The organism is Pseudomonas sp. IC_126 (assembly GCF_004331835.1).
Lineage (GTDB): Bacteria > Pseudomonadota > Gammaproteobacteria > Pseudomonadales > Pseudomonadaceae > Stutzerimonas.
On record NZ_SJSS01000004.1, the window covers coordinates 302,701 to 322,098 of the forward strand.

19 protein-coding genes and 1 other RNA gene are annotated in these 19,398 nt (G+C 59.2%); 14 read left to right on the forward strand and 6 right to left on the reverse strand.

Annotation, left to right across the window (positions count from 1 at the left end; genetic code table 11):
- Positions 1–50 precede the first annotated feature (50 nt).
- Positions 51–458, reverse strand: coding sequence for a ferric iron uptake transcriptional regulator (fur, locus tag E0D86_RS14780; protein ID WP_131650799.1), 408 nt, complete (start codon positions 456–458; stop codon positions 51–53).
- Between the two features lie 93 nt (positions 459–551).
- Here fur and E0D86_RS14785 point away from each other — a divergent pair, with 93 nt between their 5' ends.
- Complete coding sequence (locus E0D86_RS14785) at positions 552–1,052, forward strand: outer membrane protein assembly factor BamE (protein ID WP_131650800.1); 501 nt, start codon at positions 552–554, stop codon at positions 1,050–1,052.
- A 33-nt stretch (positions 1,053–1,085) separates the two neighbouring features.
- On the opposite strand, the gene E0D86_RS14790 is transcribed toward E0D86_RS14785, so the two are convergent.
- Positions 1,086–1,406, reverse strand: a complete 321-nt coding sequence (locus E0D86_RS14790; protein ID WP_131650801.1) for an RnfH family protein — start codon at positions 1,404–1,406, stop codon at positions 1,086–1,088.
- A complete protein-coding gene (locus E0D86_RS14795) occupies positions 1,399–1,833 on the reverse strand; it encodes a type II toxin-antitoxin system RatA family toxin (RefSeq protein WP_131650802.1) in 435 nt (144 codons plus the stop codon). The genes E0D86_RS14790 and E0D86_RS14795 overlap by 8 nt, the downstream gene beginning before the upstream one ends.
- Positions 1,834–2,070: 237 nt before the next feature.
- Between E0D86_RS14795 and smpB the strand changes: the two genes are divergently transcribed.
- Positions 2,071–2,553 (forward strand): SsrA-binding protein SmpB, encoded by a 483-nt coding sequence (gene smpB, locus E0D86_RS14800; RefSeq protein WP_131650803.1) that lies wholly within the window; start codon positions 2,071–2,073, stop codon positions 2,551–2,553.
- 52 nt (positions 2,554–2,605) lie between these two features.
- On the opposite strand, the gene E0D86_RS14805 is transcribed toward smpB, so the two are convergent.
- Complete coding sequence (locus tag E0D86_RS14805) at positions 2,606–3,388, reverse strand: GntR family transcriptional regulator (protein ID WP_131650804.1); 783 nt, start codon at positions 3,386–3,388, stop codon at positions 2,606–2,608.
- 271 nt (positions 3,389–3,659) lie between these two features.
- On the opposite strand from E0D86_RS14805, the gene E0D86_RS14810 reads away from it, so the two are divergent.
- The 6 genes from E0D86_RS14810 (at position 3,660) to E0D86_RS14835 (ending at position 12,019) form a co-directional block, all read left to right on the forward strand.
- Positions 3,660–5,354 (forward strand): L-lactate permease, encoded by a 1,695-nt coding sequence (locus E0D86_RS14810; protein WP_131650805.1) that lies wholly within the window; start codon positions 3,660–3,662, stop codon positions 5,352–5,354.
- Between the two features lie 166 nt (positions 5,355–5,520).
- The gene (gene lldD, locus E0D86_RS14815) at positions 5,521–6,690 is read left to right on the forward strand and encodes an FMN-dependent L-lactate dehydrogenase LldD (RefSeq protein ID WP_131650806.1); all 1,170 of its coding nucleotides are present in this window, start codon (positions 5,521–5,523) and stop codon (positions 6,688–6,690) included.
- A gap of 52 nt (positions 6,691–6,742) precedes the next feature.
- Positions 6,743–9,577 carry an FAD-binding and (Fe-S)-binding domain-containing protein gene (locus E0D86_RS14820; protein ID WP_131650807.1) on the forward strand — a complete coding sequence of 945 codons (2,835 nt, stop codon included), beginning with the start codon at positions 6,743–6,745 and terminating at the stop codon, positions 9,575–9,577.
- A 163-nt stretch (positions 9,578–9,740) separates the two neighbouring features.
- Complete coding sequence (locus E0D86_RS14825; RefSeq protein WP_131650808.1) at positions 9,741–10,049, forward strand: hypothetical protein; 309 nt, start codon at positions 9,741–9,743, stop codon at positions 10,047–10,049.
- A 150-nt stretch (positions 10,050–10,199) separates the two neighbouring features.
- Positions 10,200–10,578: a transfer-messenger RNA gene (gene ssrA, locus E0D86_RS14830) on the forward strand.
- 184 nt (positions 10,579–10,762) lie between these two features.
- The gene (locus E0D86_RS14835) at positions 10,763–12,019 is read left to right on the forward strand and encodes an integrase domain-containing protein (protein WP_131650809.1); all 1,257 of its coding nucleotides are present in this window, start codon (positions 10,763–10,765) and stop codon (positions 12,017–12,019) included.
- Positions 12,020–12,035: 16 nt separating this feature from the next.
- On the opposite strand, the gene E0D86_RS14840 is transcribed toward E0D86_RS14835, so the two are convergent.
- Together E0D86_RS14840 and E0D86_RS14845 are read right to left on the reverse strand one after the other, a co-directional pair.
- Complete coding sequence (locus E0D86_RS14840) at positions 12,036–13,763, reverse strand: hypothetical protein (protein ID WP_131650810.1); 1,728 nt, start codon at positions 13,761–13,763, stop codon at positions 12,036–12,038.
- 33 nt (positions 13,764–13,796) lie between these two features.
- On the reverse strand, positions 13,797–15,020 hold the full coding sequence (locus E0D86_RS14845; RefSeq protein ID WP_165914249.1) for a dsDNA nuclease domain-containing protein: 1,224 nt from the start codon (positions 15,018–15,020) through the stop codon (positions 13,797–13,799).
- A gap of 177 nt (positions 15,021–15,197) precedes the next feature.
- Here E0D86_RS14845 and E0D86_RS14850 point away from each other — a divergent pair, with 177 nt between their 5' ends.
- The 6 genes from E0D86_RS14850 (at position 15,198) to E0D86_RS14875 (ending at position 19,384) form a co-directional block, all read left to right on the forward strand.
- On the forward strand, positions 15,198–15,527 hold the full coding sequence (locus tag E0D86_RS14850; RefSeq protein WP_131650812.1) for a hypothetical protein: 330 nt from the start codon (positions 15,198–15,200) through the stop codon (positions 15,525–15,527).
- 96 nt (positions 15,528–15,623) lie between these two features.
- Complete coding sequence (locus E0D86_RS14855) at positions 15,624–16,592, forward strand: DUF932 domain-containing protein (RefSeq protein WP_131650813.1); 969 nt, start codon at positions 15,624–15,626, stop codon at positions 16,590–16,592.
- 74 nt (positions 16,593–16,666) lie between these two features.
- Complete coding sequence (locus E0D86_RS14860; RefSeq protein WP_131650814.1) at positions 16,667–17,671, forward strand: YqaJ viral recombinase family protein; 1,005 nt, start codon at positions 16,667–16,669, stop codon at positions 17,669–17,671.
- A gap of 91 nt (positions 17,672–17,762) precedes the next feature.
- Positions 17,763–18,665, forward strand: a complete 903-nt coding sequence (locus tag E0D86_RS14865) for a hydrolase or metal-binding protein (RefSeq protein WP_131650815.1) — start codon at positions 17,763–17,765, stop codon at positions 18,663–18,665.
- A gap of 28 nt (positions 18,666–18,693) precedes the next feature.
- Positions 18,694–19,191: a DNA repair protein RadC gene (radC, locus tag E0D86_RS14870; RefSeq protein WP_131650816.1), complete on the forward strand. Its 498-nt coding sequence runs from the start codon at positions 18,694–18,696 to the stop codon at positions 19,189–19,191.
- 10 nt (positions 19,192–19,201) lie between these two features.
- Complete coding sequence (locus tag E0D86_RS14875) at positions 19,202–19,384, forward strand: hypothetical protein (protein ID WP_131650817.1); 183 nt, start codon at positions 19,202–19,204, stop codon at positions 19,382–19,384.
- Positions 19,385–19,398 lie beyond the last annotated feature (14 nt).

The following is a 19,398-nucleotide window of genomic DNA, read 5'->3' on the forward strand; positions in this document are numbered from 1 at the left end:
CAACGAAAAAAGGCGACCGAAAGGTCGCCTTTTTACGCAGCACTAAATAATCACTCGGCCTTCTTGCGCACGTAGAGCACCAGATTGTGATCAACGAGCTCATAGCCGTGGCGCTGGACGATCTCTTTTTGCAACTTCTCGATGTCATGATCGAAGAATTCGATGACATCACCGCTATCGACGCAAACCATGTGGTCATGGTGGCCACCATCAGCTAGCTCGAATACCGCATGGCCGCCATCGAAGTTGTGGCGAACCACCAACCCCGCCGCCTCGAATTGCGTGAGCACGCGATAAACCGTGGCCAGGCCGACATCCTCGCCCGCCTCCATCAGCGCTTTGTAGACATCTTCGGCACTCATATGACGCCGATCGGTGGTATCCAGCATCTGTAGAATCTTGACCCGTGGCAGGGTCACTTTGAGGCCGGCTTTGCGTAGTTCGCTATTTTCAACCATGGTTGGCTTTCTCGTTGCTGCTGTTTCGCAGCCTCCTTCAATACGGGTATGATCCAGGCTTTGCCCAGCCAAGATAGTGGAAGTCACCCACCGATGCAAAATGCCAAGCTCATGCTGTCCAGCCTCACGCTCGTGGGCCTGTTCGCACTCGCCGGTTGCTCATTCCCCGGGGTTTACAAGGTCGACATTCAACAGGGCAATGTCGTTACGCAGGACATGATAGACCAGTTGCGCCCCGGAATGACCCGGTCACAAGTGCGGTTTATCATGGGTAGCCCGCTTATCACCGATACCTTCAACGCCAGCCGCTGGGATTATCTGTACAGCATCCAGCCCGGCGGCGGGCAGCGCCAGCAGGAGCGAGTCAGCCTGGTATTCAACGGCAACGATCAACTCGCAGGCCTGGCCGGTGACTTCATGCCTGGCGTCAGCCGTGACGAGGCAATCCTAGGCGGCCAGCCGACGACCGTCGAGCCCGCGGCAACTGGGGAAGAAAGCCCCGCGCCAGGCTCGCTGCTGGAGCAAATTCAGCGCGATGTCGATGCAGCCGAGCCGGTACCGGTGCCGATCCCGGAACCTCTGGAAACCAACTAAGCTGCGAGGCAGAGCCCGGATCGCCCGGGCTCGTCAACTCCCTGTCGCCTCTGCCTTGTTCTTTGCTGCCTTCGCGGCACGCTGCTTGCGTACTTCTTTCGGATCGGCAATCAAAGGCCGGTAAATTTCTACCCGCTCGCCCTCTTCCAGCACTCGCTCATCCGGCTTGAGCACCGCCTTGCCGAATATCCCTAGTGGCGCCGCATTCAGATCCAGCTCGGGAAAATGCGCATCCATTCCCGATTGCAGCGCCGCCGCACGCACGCTCGTACCCTGCGGCACTGTCAGGCGAAGCAGCTTCTGCTTGTCTGCCCGGGCGTAGACGACCTCGATGGAGACGGCCTGCTTATCCATAGAGCTGTTTCGCGCGATCACAGAAGGCATCGACCAACGTGTTGGCCGCCTGATTGAACAGCGGCCCGAGAGTGGCCTTGACCAGCGGCCCGGCGTAGTCGAACGTCAGGTCCAGGCTGATCTTGCAGGCCTTCTCCCCTAGCGCCTTGAATTCCCAAATACCGTGCAGATGGCTGAACGGCCCCTCCTCCAGCTGCATCTCGATGCGCTTGCCCGGCTGCAGCTCATTGCGGGTTAGAAAGCGCTGACTCAAGCCCGCTTTCGCCACGGTCATGCTGGCCTGCATCTGCGTCTCGCTGGCAGACAGCACCTCTGTGGCGGAACACCAGGGCAGGAACTTGGGATAGCTGGCCACGTCGTTGACCATGTCGAACAATGCGTGAGCCGGATATGGCAGCAATGCCGAGCGTTGGATATGTGTCGTCATGCAGACCTTCTACTTCATTAGTCGACAGCCAAAGACCGCCACAGCCAAACGAACGCCAACGGCATCGATGGCAAGAATTAGGGCACCCGTACAATCCTCCGGCACGCAGCACGACCGGCACGAGCGGACGAAAAGATGGCACATTGTCGGGGATAAGCCCGTCCCTCTCAAGTTTCATGCCGTCGCAGCTCAGCGCTTATCGCCAGCCGCAGCGTCTCTCCCTATAATGCGCAACCTATGGCCAAACAGAAGAAACAGTCCCCCGGGACCATCGCGCTGAACAAGAAAGCGCTACACGATTACTTCATCGAGCAGAAATTCGAGGCGGGCCTCGTTCTGGCTGGTTGGGAAGTGAAAAGCCTGCGTGCCGGCAAGGCGCAACTGGTGGATAGCTACGTGCTGCTCAAGGACGGCGAGGCGTGGCTGATGGGCTGTCACATCACGCCGCTGACCACTGCCAGCACCCATGTCATCGCCGATCCGACGCGCACCCGAAAGCTGCTGCTCAACAAGCGCGAGCTGGGCAAGCTGTTCGGTGCTGTGCAGCAGAAAGGCTACGCCTGCGTCGCCCTCTCGCTGTACTGGAAAAAGCATCTGATCAAATGCGATATCGCTCTTGCCAAGGGCAAGAAAGAATTCGACAAGCGCCACACCGAGAAAGAGCGCGATTCGGCCCGCGAGATCCAGCGCGCCATGCGCACCAAGGGCAAGGACGATTAGATCCGCGCCCGAGGCTTGAAGCCATCCCGGGCGGTTTTCGGCGCCAGATTCGCTACGAACCCTTTACCTTGTCGCCATGCCGGCGCTGCGCGCGCGCCAGGCGGCGGGCCTCCTGCTGACCTTCGGCGAGCACCTCCTGCACGTAATTGATATGGCGGTGGATCACGTCCCGCGCCTCGTCCGCGCGCCGCCCGATAATCGCGTCGTACAGCTCTTGATGCTGCTTCATGAGCATGTTGCGCGTCTCATCGCGCAACGCATACATGCCACCAATGTTGGTCACCACATTGCGTTTGAGCATATCGAACAGACCCCGGATGGTGTGCAGCAAGACCGTATTGTGACTGGCCTCGGCGATAGCCAGATGGAAGCGTGCATCGGCGGCACCTTCTTCCGCCCGGCTTACGGCGCCCTCGCGCGAATAGCAATCCTGTAGCGCAGCGAAGGCTTCACCGAGGCGCTGCTGATCGACCTCGGTAGCGCGCAATGCGGCGTAATAGGCGCAACTGCCCTCCAGCGTGTGCCGGAACTCCAGCAAATCACGCTGAGCATCGGCGTTGTTCTCCAGCAGATGTAACAGCGGATCGCTGAAGGTCGTACCCAGGGACTGCGCCACGAAGTTTCCGCCACCGTGCCGGCTGACCAGCAAACCCTTAGCCACCAGTTTGTGGATTGCCTCGCGCAGCGACGGGCGCGATACGCCGAACTGTTCCGCCAAAGTTCGTTCCGCCGGCAACCGCTCACCCGGCTTGAGTGTGCCTTCGAGAATCATCGCTTCCAATTGCGTCACGATGTCATCCGCCAACCGGCGGTGACGCACCATTCCCACTTCCATATTCCACTCCTCGAGTGGTCTTACCAATAAGTACGAGCCTAGCGATCGCGCTGAATACTCGCAAGAGTAGATCCTGCGACCAAAGTCTATAGCGAGTTAATTGACGGCAAAACAGAGATGCTCTTACGCTGGCGACACTTCCATGCTAAGTGGTATTACCAATTTACAGGAAGCCAATAATAACGAGGACTCATCATGAGATCTTTATCCGGCGCCTACTCCACGGTCCGCTCAGGGTCCTGTCTGAACCCAACCACAGGGGGAGCCTGACATGTCTACCGGACTGCTTGCACTTTTCGCCTTCACGCCCATTCTGCTCGCCGCCATCATGCTGATTGGCCTGCGCTGGCCCGCCAGCCGCGCCATGCCGTTGGTCTATCTGTTCACTGCTGCCATCGGCTTGTTCGTTTGGGATATGAGCTTCAACCGGATCATCGCCTCGACGCTGCAAGGCCTGGTAATCACCCTCGGCCTGCTGTGGATCATCTTCGGCGCCATCCTGCTGCTGAACACCCTGAAGCACTCCGGTGGCATCACCGCCATTCGCGCCGGCTTCACCACCGTCAGCCCTGACCGCCGCGTCCAGGCCATCATCATCGCCTGGCTGTTCGGATGCTTCATCGAAGGCGCTTCCGGCTTCGGCACACCGGCAGCGATTGCCGCCCCCCTGCTGGTTGCCATCGGTTTCCCGGCCATGGCTGCCGTACTGATGGGGATGTTGGTTCAAAGCACGCCGGTATCGTTCGGCGCAGTCGGCACCCCTATCGTGGTAGGCATCAACAGTGGCCTGGACACCGCCACCATCGGTGCTCAACTGGCCGCCCAGGGCTCCAGCTGGAACCTTTTCCTGCAGCAGATCACTAGCAGCGTTGCGATCACTCACGCCATTGTGGGCACCGTGATGCCGCTGGTCATGGCAATGATGCTGACGCGCTTCTTCGGCAAGGAGAAAAGCTGGAAAGCCGGCTTCGAAGTGTTGCCCTTCGCGATTTTCGCAGGCCTGGCGTTCACCCTACCCTATGTCGCGACCGGGATCTTCCTAGGTCCAGAGTTCCCGTCGCTGCTGGGCGGTCTCATCGGTCTGGCCATCGTTACAACCGCGGCTCGCTTCAACTTCCTGACACCGAAGAACGCCTGGGATTTCGCCGATGCCAAGGAATGGCCGGCTGAATGGCTGGGCACTGTCGAGATGAAGCTGGAAGACATCGCGGCGCGCCCGATGAGTGCCTTCCGCGCCTGGCTGCCCTATGTGCTGGTGGGCCTGATCCTAGTGATCAGCCGGGTCTTTCCCGAAGTCAGCAGCGCGCTGAAGTCGGCATCCATCGCCTTCGGTAACATTCTTGGCGAGACAGGAATCGGCGCCAGTATCGAGCCGCTGTTCCTGCCCGGCGGTATTCTCGTCGCGGTGGTGCTGATCACCTTCTTCCTGCACGGCATGCGCGCATCGGAGCTCAAGGCCGCCGTGAAGGAATCAAGTGGCGTGCTGCTCAGTGCCGGCTTCGTGCTGCTGTTCACCGTGCCGATGGTGCGCATCTTGATCAACTCCGGCGTCAACGGCGCGGACCTGGCCAGCATGCCGATCATCATGGCGCGTTACGTCGCCGATAGCGTGGGTGGGATTTATCCGCTACTGGCGCCTTCCGTAGGTGCACTGGGCGCCTTCATTGCCGGCTCCAACACAGTCAGCAACATGATGTTCAGCCAGTTCCAGTTCGGCGTTGCGCAGTCGCTAGGCATTTCGGGCGCGATGATCGTCGCGACGCAAGCGGTCGGTGCGGCTGCGGGCAACATGGTGGCGATCCACAACGTAGTCGCCGCCTCGGCTACCGTAGGCCTGCTCGGTCGTGAGGGCGTCACGCTGCGCAAGACCGTTTGGCCTACTCTTTACTATGTGCTGTTCACCGGTGTGATCGGCATGCTGGCGATCTACCTGCTGGGCGTGACGGACCCACTGGTTGGCGTCTGATGTAATGCACGACCGTTGCCCCGGTACGCCCGGGGCAACGACGTTTGGAATGCTGTCCTGTTCACGCTCAGCCTCGCCTGACCAGGACAACCAGATCGGAACACAGCCTTCGTCACAGACGGGAGCACCACGAGACTTACCTCGTTTCATTCGGTGAGAACACACGATGATCATTTCTGCCTCTACGGATTACCGCGCTGCTGCAAAACGCAAACTGCCGCCTTTCCTATTCCACTACGTCGATGGCGGCGCCTATGCGGAGTACACGCTGCGTCGCAACGTCGAAGACCTGGCCAGCCTCGCTCTGCGCCAGCGCGTACTGCGCAACATGTCCGAACTCAGCCTGGAAACCCAGCTGTTCGGCGAAACCCTGTCCATGCCCGTCGCCCTGGCACCGGTCGGCCTGACCGGCATGCTCGCCCGACGTGGCGAAGTCCAGGCCGCCCGCGCTGCGGACAAGAAGGGCATTCCGTTCACGTTGTCCACCGTATCGGTCTGCCCGATCGAGGAAGTCGCGCCGGCAATCAAGCGGCCCATGTGGTTCCAGCTCTACGTGCTGAAGGACCGCGGCTTCATGAAGAACGCCCTGGAGCGCGCCAAGGCCGCTGGCGTCACCACTCTGGTATTCACCGTCGACATGCCGACCCCCGGCGCTCGATACCGCGACGCGCACTCCGGCATGAGCGGCCCGAATGCCAACATGCGTCGCATGCTGCAAGCCATGACCCATCCGTTCTGGGCTTGGGACGTGGGCCTGCATGGCAAGCCGCACGACCTGGGCAACATTTCCACCTATCGCGGACACCCGACCGGGCTGGAAGACTACATCGGCTGGCTGGCCTCCAACTTCGACCCTTCTATTTCCTGGAAGGATCTGGAGTGGATTCGCGAGTTCTGGGACGGCCCAATGGTGATCAAAGGCATCCTCGATGCCGAGGACGCTCGCGATGCCGTGACCTTCGGTGCCGACGGCATCATCGTCTCCAACCATGGCGGCCGCCAGCTTGACGGCGTGCTTTCCAGCGCCCGCGCCATGCCGGCCATCGCCGACGCGGTCAAAGGCGACCTGAAGATTCTCGCCGACTCCGGTATCCGCAGCGGCCTGGACGTGGTTCGCATGATCGCTCTGGGCGCTGACACCATCATGCTTGGCCGCGCCTTCGCCTATGCGCTGGCCGCGGACGGCGAGGCTGGAGTGACCAACCTGCTCAACCTGATCGACAAGGAGATGCGCGTGGCGATGGTGCTGACCGGCGCCAAGTCCATCAGCGAAATCACCACCGATTCGCTGGTTCGCGAGCTGGGTCAGTACCAAAGCACCAAACACGTCGAATGAGCCCCACGAGGCCGCGCGCCCGACGCGGCCCGTTTGATTTCCCGGAGTCCGCATGAACGCGCCTGCCACCCTGCCGAGCGACTTTCTCGCAGCAGTCGAACAGTTGATCCCGGCGGAGCGGCGCTTCGACGACCCGCTTTCCACGCTGGCCTTCGGCACCGACGCCAGCTTCTACCGGCTGATACCCAAGCTGGTGGTGCGCGTCGAATCCGAAGCCGAAGTGGTGGGATTGCTCAAACTGGCCCACTCGCAACACGTGCCGGTGACCTTCCGTGCCGCCGGCACCAGCCTCTCCGGCCAGGCGATCTCTGACTCGGTACTGATCGTGCTCGGCGATAACTGGAACGGCCGCGAAATTCGCAACGGCGGTTCACAAATCCGTCTGCAGCCCGGCGTGATCGGCGCCAACGCCAACGCCGTGCTGGCGCCGCTGGGCCGCAAGATCGGCCCAGACCCGGCCTCGATCAACGCGGCGAAGATCGGCGGCATCGTCGCCAACAACTCCAGCGGCATGTGCTGCGGCACCGCGCAGAACAGCTACAAGACCCTCGCTGGCCTGCGCCTGGTGTTGGCCGACGGCACCGTGGTCGACAGCGAAGATGCCGTCAGTGTCAGCGCCTTCCGCCAGAGCCACGGCGTGCTGCTTGACGAGATGGCCGAACTGGGTCGCCAGACCCGCGCCAACAGCGAACTGGCGGCCAAGATCCGCCACAAGTACCGGCTGAAGAACACCACCGGTTTCTCGCTCAACGCGCTGGTCGATTACGACGAGCCGCTGGACATCCTCAACCACCTGATGGTCGGCTCGGAGGGTACGCTGGGCTTCATCAGTGCAGTGACCTACGACACCGTGCCCGACCACCCGCACAAGGCCAGCGCGCTGGTCATCTTCCCCGATGTGGAAACCTGCTGTCTGGCCGTGCCGGTGCTCAAGCAGCAACCGGTGTCGGCGGTGGAACTGCTCGACCGTCGCAGCATGCGCTCGGTAGAAAACATGAAAGGCCTGCCGGAGTGGGTCAAGGACCTTTCCGCCAACGCCTGCGCGCTGCTGATCGAATCCCGCGCCGCCAGCCAGTCGCTGCTGCACGAACAGATCAACCTGATCATGGCTTCCATCGCCCATTTTCCGGTGGAGAAGCAGGTCGATTTCAGCGAAGACCCGTTGATCTACAACCAGCTCTGGCGCATCCGCAAGGACACCTTTCCCGCCGTCGGCGCCGTGCGCCAGACCGGCACCACCGTGATCATCGAGGACGTCACCTTCCCCATCGAACGCATGGCCGAAGGCGTCAACCGCTTGATCCAGCTGTTCGAGAAGCATGCCTACAACGAAGCCATCCTGTTCGGCCATGCGCTGGAAGGCAACCTGCACTTCGTCTTCACCCAGGGCTTCGATGATCCGGCGCAAGTCGCTCGCTACGAAGCCTTCATGCACGACGTCACCCAGCTGGTGGCGGTAGAGTTCGGCGGCGCGCTCAAGGCCGAGCACGGCACCGGGCGCAACATGGCGCCCTTCGTCGAGCTGGAATGGGGCAGCGAAGCCTACGCGTTGATGTGGAAGATCAAGCGCCTGCTCGATCCCACCGGCGTCCTCAACCCGGACGTGGTGCTCTCCGAAGACCCGCAGATCCACCTGAAAAAACTCAAGCCGATGCCCGCCGCCGACGAGATCGTCGACAAGTGCATCGAATGCGGCTTCTGCGAGCCGGTCTGCCCGTCCAACGGTCTGACTCTGACACCGCGCCAGCGCATCGTCATCTGGCGCGACATTCAGGCGAAGAAGCGCGCAGGCGTCGATACCACCGAAATCGAACGCCTCTACCACTATCACGGCGTGGAAACTTGCGCCGCCACTGGCCTCTGTGCCCAGCGCTGCCCAGTGGGCATCAACACCGGCGATCTGGTGCGCAAACTGCGCGGCAAAGAAGCCAATAAGACCGGCACCGCCAACTGGCTGGCCGATCATTTCAGCACCGCCGTACAGGGCACGCGCTTCATGCTGCATGCCGCCAACGGCGCGCATCTGATCATGGGCACCAAGGCATTGAGTAAAACCTCTGCGACATTCTCCAGGCTCAGCAAAGGTCGCGTGCCGCAGTGGACGCCGGCCATGCCGCAACCTTTGCAGCGCCTGCACCTGCCCAAGCCTGCCCCGCAGGACGAGCGCCCGCGCGTGATCTACCTGGCCGCCTGCGTCTCCCGCGCCATGGGCCCGGCAGCACGCGATCAGGAACAGGAGCCCCTGCTCGACACGACTCGCACGCTGCTAGAGAAAGCCGGCTACCAAGTGATCTTCCCGGACAATCTGAACGATCTCTGTTGCGGCCAGCCGTTCGCCTCCAAAGGCTATGCCGAGCAGGGCGAACGCAAGCGCCAACAGATGCTCGATGCGCTGCTTGAGGCCAGCCGCGGCGGGCTCGACCCGATCTACTGCGACACCAGCCCCTGCACCCTGCGCATGGTCCAAGGCCTGACCGATCAGCGCCTCGACCTCTACGATCCGGTGCGTTTCATCCGCACGCACCTGCTCGACCGATTGGACTTCGTCCCGCAGGAAGCGCCGATCGCCGTCCATGTCACCTGCAGCACACAACACCTGGGCGAGGCCCAGGCATTGATCGACATCGCCCGACGCTGCGCAAAGGAGGTGGTGATCCCCGAAGGCATCCACTGCTGCGGTTTTGCTGGCGACAAAGGCTTCACCACGCCGGAACTCAACGCCCACGCGCTGCGCAGCCTCAAGAACGCCGTGCAGGTGTGCAGCGAAGGCATCTCCACCAGCCGGACTTGCGAAATCGGCCTCTCCCGCCATGGCGAGATCGACTATCACGGACTGGTCTATCTGGTCGATCGCGTCAGCCGCAGCAAGGTCAGCCAGCCCGCCTGAACACCCGATGGACAAGGATGCCATCATAAAAATGAAACGCTTGAGCGCAGCCGCAGTCCGAAATTTAGAGCCCGGCAGTCTGAGGGCTCCAATCGCCTCGGCGCCGCCACGACAGACTGATTCAGGCAGGCCCGCCGGGAAGACAACTCCCTGGAGGACGCTCATGAAACGATTAGCCCTACTCGCCGCAGCCGCACTGCTCGCCAGCCCCGCTGCGTTCGCCGCCGATAAAAATCTCTGCGAACTCAACATGCAGGAGGTCGACGACAACATGGCCACCAACATGGCCACCCTTGGAGAACCAGCCAAGAGCCAGATCGAAGAACACATCGAACAGGCCAGACAGGCACAGCAGTCCGGCGACACCGAGGCCTGCATCAGCCACTCGACCAAGGCACTGCAGGAACTCAAAGGCCCAGGTAGCTCTGGCAGCGGCGGCACCAGCGGATCGGGTTCAGGCGCAGGCAACTGACCCACTGAGCGCGGGCAGGTGACCTGCCCGCTCTTCGCAGCCAGAGCCCGTGAAATCCGACAAGACGCTCTTACCTAATCCATCAAGCGTTCGACGCAGCCTCTGCTTTGGCGTAGACTGCGCCGCACATGAAGCTGCAGACCGCTTCATGGGGCCGATTAGGATTCGACGCCGGTAACGAAACTCTAGGTGCATGCCGAGTTGGTAACAGAACTCGTAAATCCACTGTTGCAAACTTATAGTTGCCAACGACGACAACTACGAAGGGTACGCGCTAGCCGCCTAACCTTCATCTGGTCGCTTCGGCGCCAGCGGTCATGAGGGGATGCCTGTAAACCCGAAATGACTGTCAGATAGAACAGGATCGCCGCCAAGTTCGCTGTAGACGTAACGGTTAAAACTCATACAGCTCGCTCCAAGCACCCTGCCAATCGGGCGGCGCGGAGTTAACTCAATAGATCTGGCTAAGCATGTAGTACCGACAGCGGAGAACTGGCGGACGGGGGTTCAAATCCCCCCGGCTCCACCAAATACACATCTAAGGGCGTCCACGGACGTCCTTTTTTGTGCCTGAAACCCAGCAAATACGGGACTTTTAGCATCATTACGGTCCGATAGCGTCCAGCAGGATCTAAGGATCCGTGTATTCCACGTGGTATTCCAAGCGTTCCGCTGGTAAATTTTGGAATACACAAACAGCCTTGGAATACATCATGGGTGCCCAAGCCACGCGCCTTTCAGACCTCAAAGTCAAAGCCGCCAAGCCGAAGGAGAAAGACTATACATTGACTGACGGCAACGGCCTTCAGATGAGAGTGAGAATCAATGGCTCTAAGCTATGGAATTTCAACTATATCCATCCCGTAACGAAGAAACGGATCAACATGGGTCTTGGCACCTTTCCCGAGGTGAGCCTGGCTCAGGCACGCAAGCGAACCGTTGAAGCTAGGGAGATTGTCGCGCAGGGGTTGGATCCGAAGGAAATACGCGATGCTGAGCGTCTGGCCAAGAAAGCAGCTACAGAGCACACATTCAAAAACATCGCGACAGCATGGTTCGAGCTCAAAAAAGATTCAGTAACTTCAGCCTATGCCGAAGATGTCTGGCGCTCGCTCACGCTCCACGTTTTTCCGGATCTGGGCACTACTCCCATCTCCGCTCTCACCGCACCGAAGGTCATAAACCTGCTCAGGCCTCTTGAAACCAAAGGTAGCCTGGAGACTGTTAAACGCCTGACGCAGCGGCTCAACGAGATCATGACCTACGGGGTCAACTCGGGGCTGATTCACGCGAACCCGCTCAGCGGCATCCGCTCCGTTTTCAAGAAACCGAAAAAGAAAAACATGGCGGCACTGCCTCCCGATGAGCTGAGTGAACTCATGGTGGCAATTGCCAATGCCAGCATAAAAAGAACGACCCGCTGCCTGATCGAGTGGCAGCTCCACACGATGACCAGGCCAGCGGAGGCAGCGACCACCCGCTGGGCAGACATTGACTTCGAAAAGAAAATCTGGACGATCCCAGCTGAGCGGATGAAGAAACGCCGCACGCACATCATTCCGCTCACAGAACAGGCTGTCGCATTACTGGAAGCAATCAAGCCCTACAGCGGCCATCGTGAATACGTTTTCCCCGCAGACCGGAACCCTCGCACCCACTGCAACAGCCAGACCGCCAACATGGCTCTGAAGCGCATGGGTTTCGAAGGCCGCTTGGTCAGCCACGGCATGCGCTCAATGGCCAGCACCATTCTCAACGAGCATGGCTGGGACCCTGAACTGATCGAAGTAGCGCTTGCTCACGTCGACAAGGATGAGGTCCGCAGCGCCTACAACCGGGCTGATTACATCGAACGCAGACGCCCAATGATGGCTTGGTGGAGCGAACATATCCAGGAAGCAGCTACCGGCAACCTTTCGATGTCGGCCATCAAGGAGACTCGGGACAGAAAAGTCGTTTCGATTCGCTGACAAATAGACGACCAAGTCACCGCGCTACGGTGTCGTCCTGTCCCTCGATATCGGACTTCATCGTTGCATACATCTCTTTAAGCAATGGTTCAACAATCCCCTCCGCCTCCCCCCATTGGTCCTCACGCAACATTGAGTACTTCACGTCCAAGTGTATTTCTCTATCGAAGGGAAAATCAGTTGAGGTCTCCAAGCCAACAATTAGCTGCATGTCCTTTGGCAGTTCCTTGGCTATGAAATGGAGCACAGCAGGAAGATTGATGTCATCCTGAGCTTGTTGGTTTGGCGAGTCAATTACGACTGGTACGTCGTACGTTCCGGTCTCCCCCTGACAGGTTCGCCACAATGCGGCGTAGTAAGCCAGGATTGACCGAGGGCCTCCGCTTCCAGATAGATCAGGACGGCCAGTAAGCTTCATCTTTGATGCATCGACAGAGGGTAACTGCAGTGCAACACGACCGGTCATGTAGTAGGACCTAAAGTCGTCTAAGATCGCTCGCGTTCTTTTCGCGGCGCGTAATGACTTCATCTTCTCCTCTAAAGCATCGACCGCACCGAGAGCCTTATCGATGGCCTCTTGCAGATGCTTACGCTCAGCTTCGAAGGCAGCAAACGCACTCTCTGCACCCATACTGCCAACGACATCTTGAAACTTTAACTCTCCTTTGCGTGTGTCCAACAGCTTTGAGATACGCTGATAGTTTCCATTTAGGGTGTTCAACTCTGCCAACGCAGTGCCGCATCGGCGCCGCACCTGATTTGCGTCATCTCTAAGGCGCCCAGCGAGCTCACGGAGCACACGCGCATCTTCAGCAAAATTGAGCAAATCGAGGAATGACTTGGTGTGCTCGGCGTTGCAAGTCGGACAAATCAGCGGCTCCGAATCTCCAGCGCGCAAGTACTTCGCATCGTGGTCATAAGCCGCGAGCGCATCGTCGGCCAATCGAATCTGCTGCTCAAGACTGGAAAGCAAGTCTTGCTCACGGACAGCTGCATTTCGTAGCACTTCCTGCCTCTGATTAAGCTCATTAACCTCTTGGGTCAGCAGAGCAATCTCGTCTGCAAAATTCTCGGCACAGACCTTTGGCCCGGATAAAGGAAGCGTGCGACTAAATCGTTCTATAGTGCGTTCAAGGAGTTTGTACTCACGCCGATGCTCCTCAAGAACCTTAGACTCTTGAGCCTTCTCAGCCCTAGCACGGTAGTACTCAGGAGGGCAAACGCCGGTGAAATACTCCAAAATGGAGCCCCAAGGCGAGCTAAACCTTTTGAGCCCACCAAATGTGTTCCACTCAGCCTGCCAACTTCCGTCTTGGTTTACATAAAAAGGCAAGAAGAAACATGCAGGATCGGCGGGCCGAATCTCAGATTCCTTCTTGTCGGTAAACACCAAGTTAAAGTCAGTGACATCACAGAAGCTCTTCGACCATTCCCCAAAATTAGAAGTCGCGACAATAATCTCGCGATTGGCGCTGAACAATGCACGCCGCCCGTTCTGGTGCAGTGCGAAAAAGTGACGTCCATCGACAGAAAATTCGAGGAGGCAAGCCGTGTTTTCGTCCCACGCCTCTAGCTTGCCCTGAGGTTTTGCGCCAAGAGTCTCAAAGAGGCTCCGTATCAGACTGGTCTTGCCTGTGTGGTTCCTTCCCCTCAATAAGTTCTTCTGCGGGTGAAAATTTACGTGCCGCGCTTTCCTGTCGCGATGCGAGAGCAGCCAGATGTTTACGAAGCGGAAGCTTTTCATAGTTCTTAGTTCTCAAGCTACGAACGAGAAGTCTCAGTTCTGGTCCACGCATTTCTTAATAGCCCTCATCGCAAAGCGCGCTAGAAGTTCTGCATCGCGAAAGCCGCTAAAATTTTTCTTCAGCGCAGCTAGCGCCGTCTCGAAATACGGTAACAGGCCGGATCCGCGTGCATTGGAGTCGAGCCAGGCATCACAGAAATCATGGAGTGGCTGAACAGTGGGTAGGGCTGCTCCCGTAAGCTGCTCTCGCACGACTCTGGCAGCATGTGCGCGGATAGCTGTTACCTCCATGAAGTCCATGCCCTCACTCTGCAGTTGAGTAAGCCAGTCATTTAGATAGGCAGAATGGTCCGGGACGGTCTCAAGCGCACCGAGCGCAGACATAAACTCCTGCCGCGAGAACCCACGCTGCCTCACAAGATCATCGAAAGATGAGCAAGTATCGGTGTGTCGGCCCAGAGGTGAAATCTTCGTGACAAGAGACTCTACGAAAGATGCTGCCTGACCTGCATGGGGCGGGCTGCGCTCTGTTAAAAGTTCTAGAGCCGACTTGATGACATGGCTACTGGGTTCATCGGGGTGGACGGCGACCCTCTTAAGCTTGATCTTCGTTAGATCGGGAGCAGGTGAGCCATCGATCCCAAGTGTATGCAGGGCTTGAGTCAAGAGTTGAGCATGCTCAAGGGCAAAGTCCGCTAGCGAGCAAGGCATCGAAGTTGCGGCATTTCCCCCAGCCGCAAGGGGAATATCACAGCCAGCGTTTGAGATGAAGTACGCCTCGACTGGGAGTTTGTCAAAGGCAGCAAGACTGAGCTGAAGCTTTCCCAATGCGCTATCACTGACCTTTGTAAACGAGGGAGATGCTAGCTTCGAGTTTTTCTTCTTCGCAGGCACTGTTGTTCCAGTGAGCACAGACCAGCTCCACTCTCCACGGTCCTTCTTCTTCACCTGATAAACGCGGGCACGCGTGGGTGAGTTTGCTGAATCTAGCTCTGTGACATCTTGCACGGTTTCGAAGAGGAGCAAGAAATCCGGCTCATTCGCCTGCTCCATTTCCACCATTCGGAGCACTGCCCACCAACGCTGAAAGTCCACCCCCTTAGCCCCGTGGCCTCCTCCTGTCTCCGCGAGGCCAGGTTTGTTTGCGACGAGCAATAATTCTGCGGCGCCAGCCGATATGGTCAAAGCATCCTCCCTATGCGTTATTGCCACCAACGATGGCTGCCCTAGTAATTCCGTTTCGGCATCATCGGCCACATTCAGGGGCGCTGTAAAGAATGGGAACTAGCCGTTGCCTTGATACACGGAGTCGGTATTGGGGACGCCAGGCGGGCTATTTCGAGTATCTATTTGTCATCGCGCAACCAGATTCAATTCGAAAAAATTTCAGTCCTACATAACTGCAATGACATCACCACCAAGAAGGTTCGCCCCATGTCATTGCAGTGCCCTCGCTGTAACTCCCCCAAAGTCGCTTCCTTCCACCAGGCCATGAAGATCGCCGCTGCAGTCGGCACCGTCGGCGGTGCTGCACGTGGCGTCAGTGCTGCATTGGCTGGTGGGAAGGCTGGCGCTGCCATTGGCTCCGTCGCCGGCCCTGTAGGCATCACCATCGGCTCTGTCTCAGGCGCCATTTTCGGCGGTCTGGTCGGCGGTGTCGGCGGCTGCGCTCTCGGCGCACAGCTCGGCGACAAACTCGACCGCCACGTCCTGGCTAATAACCTCTGCCTGCTGTGCGGGCATCGCTTCAATCTGCCGACCTGATCAGGCGGCTCTGCTTCCCTTCTCCTCTATCACTACCAGCCGGTGCTGCGCTTCGCGCGGCGCTTTATGCCGGCTTGCACCCAAAGGAAATTCGTCATGGCTCATCAAATCGAACAAATGGCCTATGTCGGCGCTACCCCGTGGCACGGGCTGGGCAATAACCTTCCGCAGAAGCAGCCCATCGAGGTCTGGCAGCGGGAAGCCGGCATGGACTGGCAGATCCAGGAAAGCCCCGTTCACTTCAAGTCGGACGCCATCGGCCATCTCGGCACCATCCACTCCTTTGCGGACCAGAAGGTGCTCTATCGCTCGGACACCAAGGCTCCGTTGTCGGTGGTCTCCAAGCGTTACCACACCGTGCAGCCACGCGAGGTGCTGGAGTTCTACCGGGATCTCACCGAAGTCTCCGGCTACGAGCTGGAGACGGCTGGTGTGCTCAAGGGCGGCCGCAAGTTTTGGGCCCTGGCGCGGACCGGCCAAGGCACGGCGATCAAGGGGAACGACCAGGTGAACGGCTATCTGCTACTGGCCACCTCGTGCGACGGTACCCTGGCTACTACCGCAACCCCAACCACCGTTCGCGTGGTCTGTAACAACACCCTGACGATTGCCCTGGACGGCACCAGCCGGGCAATCAAGGTGCCGCACAGCACCCGCTTCGACGGCGATCTGGTGAAGAAGCAACTCGGCATCGCCGTCTCGCAATGGGACGACTTCATGTACCGCATGCGCCATCTGGCCGAGCGCAAGGTGCAATGGCATGAAGCGATGGGCTTCTTCATGAACGTCATGTGCGACGTCAGCCCTACCGGCCAGCTACCCGAACAGCTGCCGAATGAACGCGCCCTGCGCAAGGTGCAGGAGCTGTACGAGGGGCGTGGCCGAGGCAGCCAGCTGGAGTCGGCACGCGGCACCGCCTGGGGTTTGCTCAACGCCGTGACCGAGTATGTCGATCACGAACGTCGTGCACGCAGCACCGAATATCGACTGGATTCCGCTTGGTTTGGGCAAGGGGCGCAAATCAAGCAACGCGCTCTGGATGCAGCGCTGCAGCTCGCAGCCTAAACATCTCTCCATCATTCGTATCGCCCGGTCAGCTTCGTGCTGATCGGGCTTTTTTACGCCCGCAAGGTGACGCCGTGACAGCAATTTTATCGAACCGCAACACCAGCAAACCCCGTTCCGCCCTGCGCCTGATCAGTACCAAGGAGCTGCCCCGCGAAGAGTGGCTGGAAGTACGCAAACAGGGCATTGGCAGCTCGGATGCAGCAGCGGCCGTTGGCCTGAACCCGTACAAGTCGCAGCTGGAGCTGTGGCTGGAAAAAACCGGGCGCGACACCGGGCTGGCGAAAACCGATCCCGATGACGAAGAAAGCGCGATGTACTGGAGCAACGTCCTGGAGCCCATTGTGGCTTGGCACTACAGCAAGCGCACCGGCAACAAGGTTCGCCGCATCAATGCGGTGCTGCAGCATCCGGACCCTGAGTTGTCCTGGATGCTGGCCAACATTGATCGCGAGGTCATCGGTGCCGACGATGTGCAAATTCTCGAATGTAAGACGGCCGGCATAAACGGGGCACGCCTCTGGAAAGAAGGCGTACCCGAATATGTGCAGTTGCAGGTGATGCACCAGCTCGCCGTGACTGGCAAGCAAGCGGCAGATGTTGCGGTTGTGCTCGGTGGTCAGCACTTGGAGATCCATCGCATCGAGCGCGACGAGGCGATGATTGCTCACCTAATCGAACTGGAGCGTACGTTCTGGACATACGTCGAGACCGACACGCCGCCACCCGCGGATGGGACGGCCTCGGCTGAAACGGCATTGCGATGCCTGTATCCAGAAGACGATGGCCAGACGCTGGACTTCAGGGACAACCCGGCGCTGACCGCGGCTTACGTCGAGCTCAAGGCCCTGCGCCAGATCATTGATAAAAAGCATGCGCGCGAGGCTCAGCTCAAGCAGATGCTGCAACAAGCGATGGGCGAGGCCACACGTGCAGAGTTCACCAACGGCTACGTCAGCTGGCGCAAAGCCAAGGACAGCATTGGCTTCGATGTGGCTCGGTTGCTCCGAGACAGACCGCACCTGCGCGACAAATACTCGCTTCTCAAGCCCGGTGCCCGGCGCTTCCTGATCGGCTAAATCTCACCTTCCCCACCCTTCCTCCCCTTTAGTCAGACCATGCAGTGCGCGCTGCGTGGCTGGCCTTTTTTCGTTTCATAGGAGAACCACCATGCTTAAAGGTCTGGTTATCACGCCGCCGGTACTCGGGCGGATTTCCATCGGCAAGGTTATCGAGAGAAACGGTAAACGCCTGCCGGAGAAGGATGATCAGTTCACCATTACTTCCCAGGTGCAGAGCCGCGATGGCTGGCTGGTGCATCCTCTTAATGATGAGCTACGCCAAGGCAAGGATGACAAGCTGCGCAGCATTCCGGTGCGCCTGCTGTTCAACGAACCGGAGCTGAACTTCCGTGCTGACTACACGCTGTTCGACCGGCAATCCGGGCGACCGCTATGCGTGGGCAATGGTGAGACCTGCAAGCGCGTCACCCAGGACGGTATGCAGTCCATGCCGTGCGCTTCACCGGACGCCTGCTCGCTGGCCAAGGAAGGGGCCTGCAAACCCTATGGTCGGTTGAACGTGGTCATCGGTGATGAAGATCCGCTGGGCAGCTTCGTTTTCCGCACCACTGGCTTCAACAGCATCCGCACCCTGGCCGCTCGCCTTCACTACTTCCAAGCCATCTCGGGCAACCGCCTGGCCTGCCTACCGCTGGAGTTGCGCCTGCGTGGTAAATCCACTCGGCAGAGCCACGGCACACCGATCTTCTACACCGACCTAACCGTGCGCAGCGGCATGGACATGACCGAGGCGCTGCGCCTGGCAGGAGAGCTGGATGAACAGCAGCAAGCGGCGGGCTTCGACCAGGCCGCGCTGGACGAAGCGGCGAAGCGTGGCTTCGGCAACGGAGCCTTCGAGGACAGTGAGGAAGACGTCAGTGCCATCGTCGAGGAGTTCTTGCCCATCGAGAGCGGCAGCGCTCAGTCATCCCCAAAATCTGCATCGCACACGTCGGGCAAACCCAGCCTGGCTGAAAAGTTGGAAGCACAACATCAATCCCTGAACGCCTGAGCCTGGTCCCAGGCCAAAGGAGCTGAGTATGAGACTGCACAAAATCAAGGCCGGCGAGACCGCTGGCACCTACCTGGTCGAATCACCGGTCACCGAAGCCGATATCTTGCTGATGGCCAAACAGCTGGCCAGCCAACGCCTGCGCCGGGGACGGCAACTGACGGCACCACGGGACGTATTCTGTCATCTGCAGGCGCTACTCGACGGCTACGAACACGAGGTCTTTGCCCTGCTGATGCTGGATTGTAAGCACCGGGTCATTGCCTTTCACGAGCTGTTTCGGGGCACCTTGGACGGAGCAAGCGTCTACCCCCGGGAGATCGTTAAAGTCGCCCTGAAACACAACGCTGCTGCCGTGATCCTGGTGCACAACCACCCCTCCGGCGATCCCGAACCCAGCCAGGCGGACCGCACGCTGACCGACAAACTAAAGGAGGCGCTGAATCTGGTCGGAGTGCGGACGTTGGATCACATCATCGTGGGGCATGAAGGCTGCGTATCGCTGGCGGAACTGGGCTACGTATAAGGAGGTGAGCATGAAGCTATTGATGCGGACCTTCGCTGCGGTTTTCGCGTTTGCCGGCATCCTCGCGTGTTGTCTGGCGATGTTGTTGCTGGTGGTACTGATGGTGCGCTTTCCGCCACTGCTGATCGCGGTGGTGCTGGCGTGCTGGATTTCCAACCGACTGGTAAGGGTTTTAGAGCAAGCAAATCGATAGAAGCCTAGAGCCGC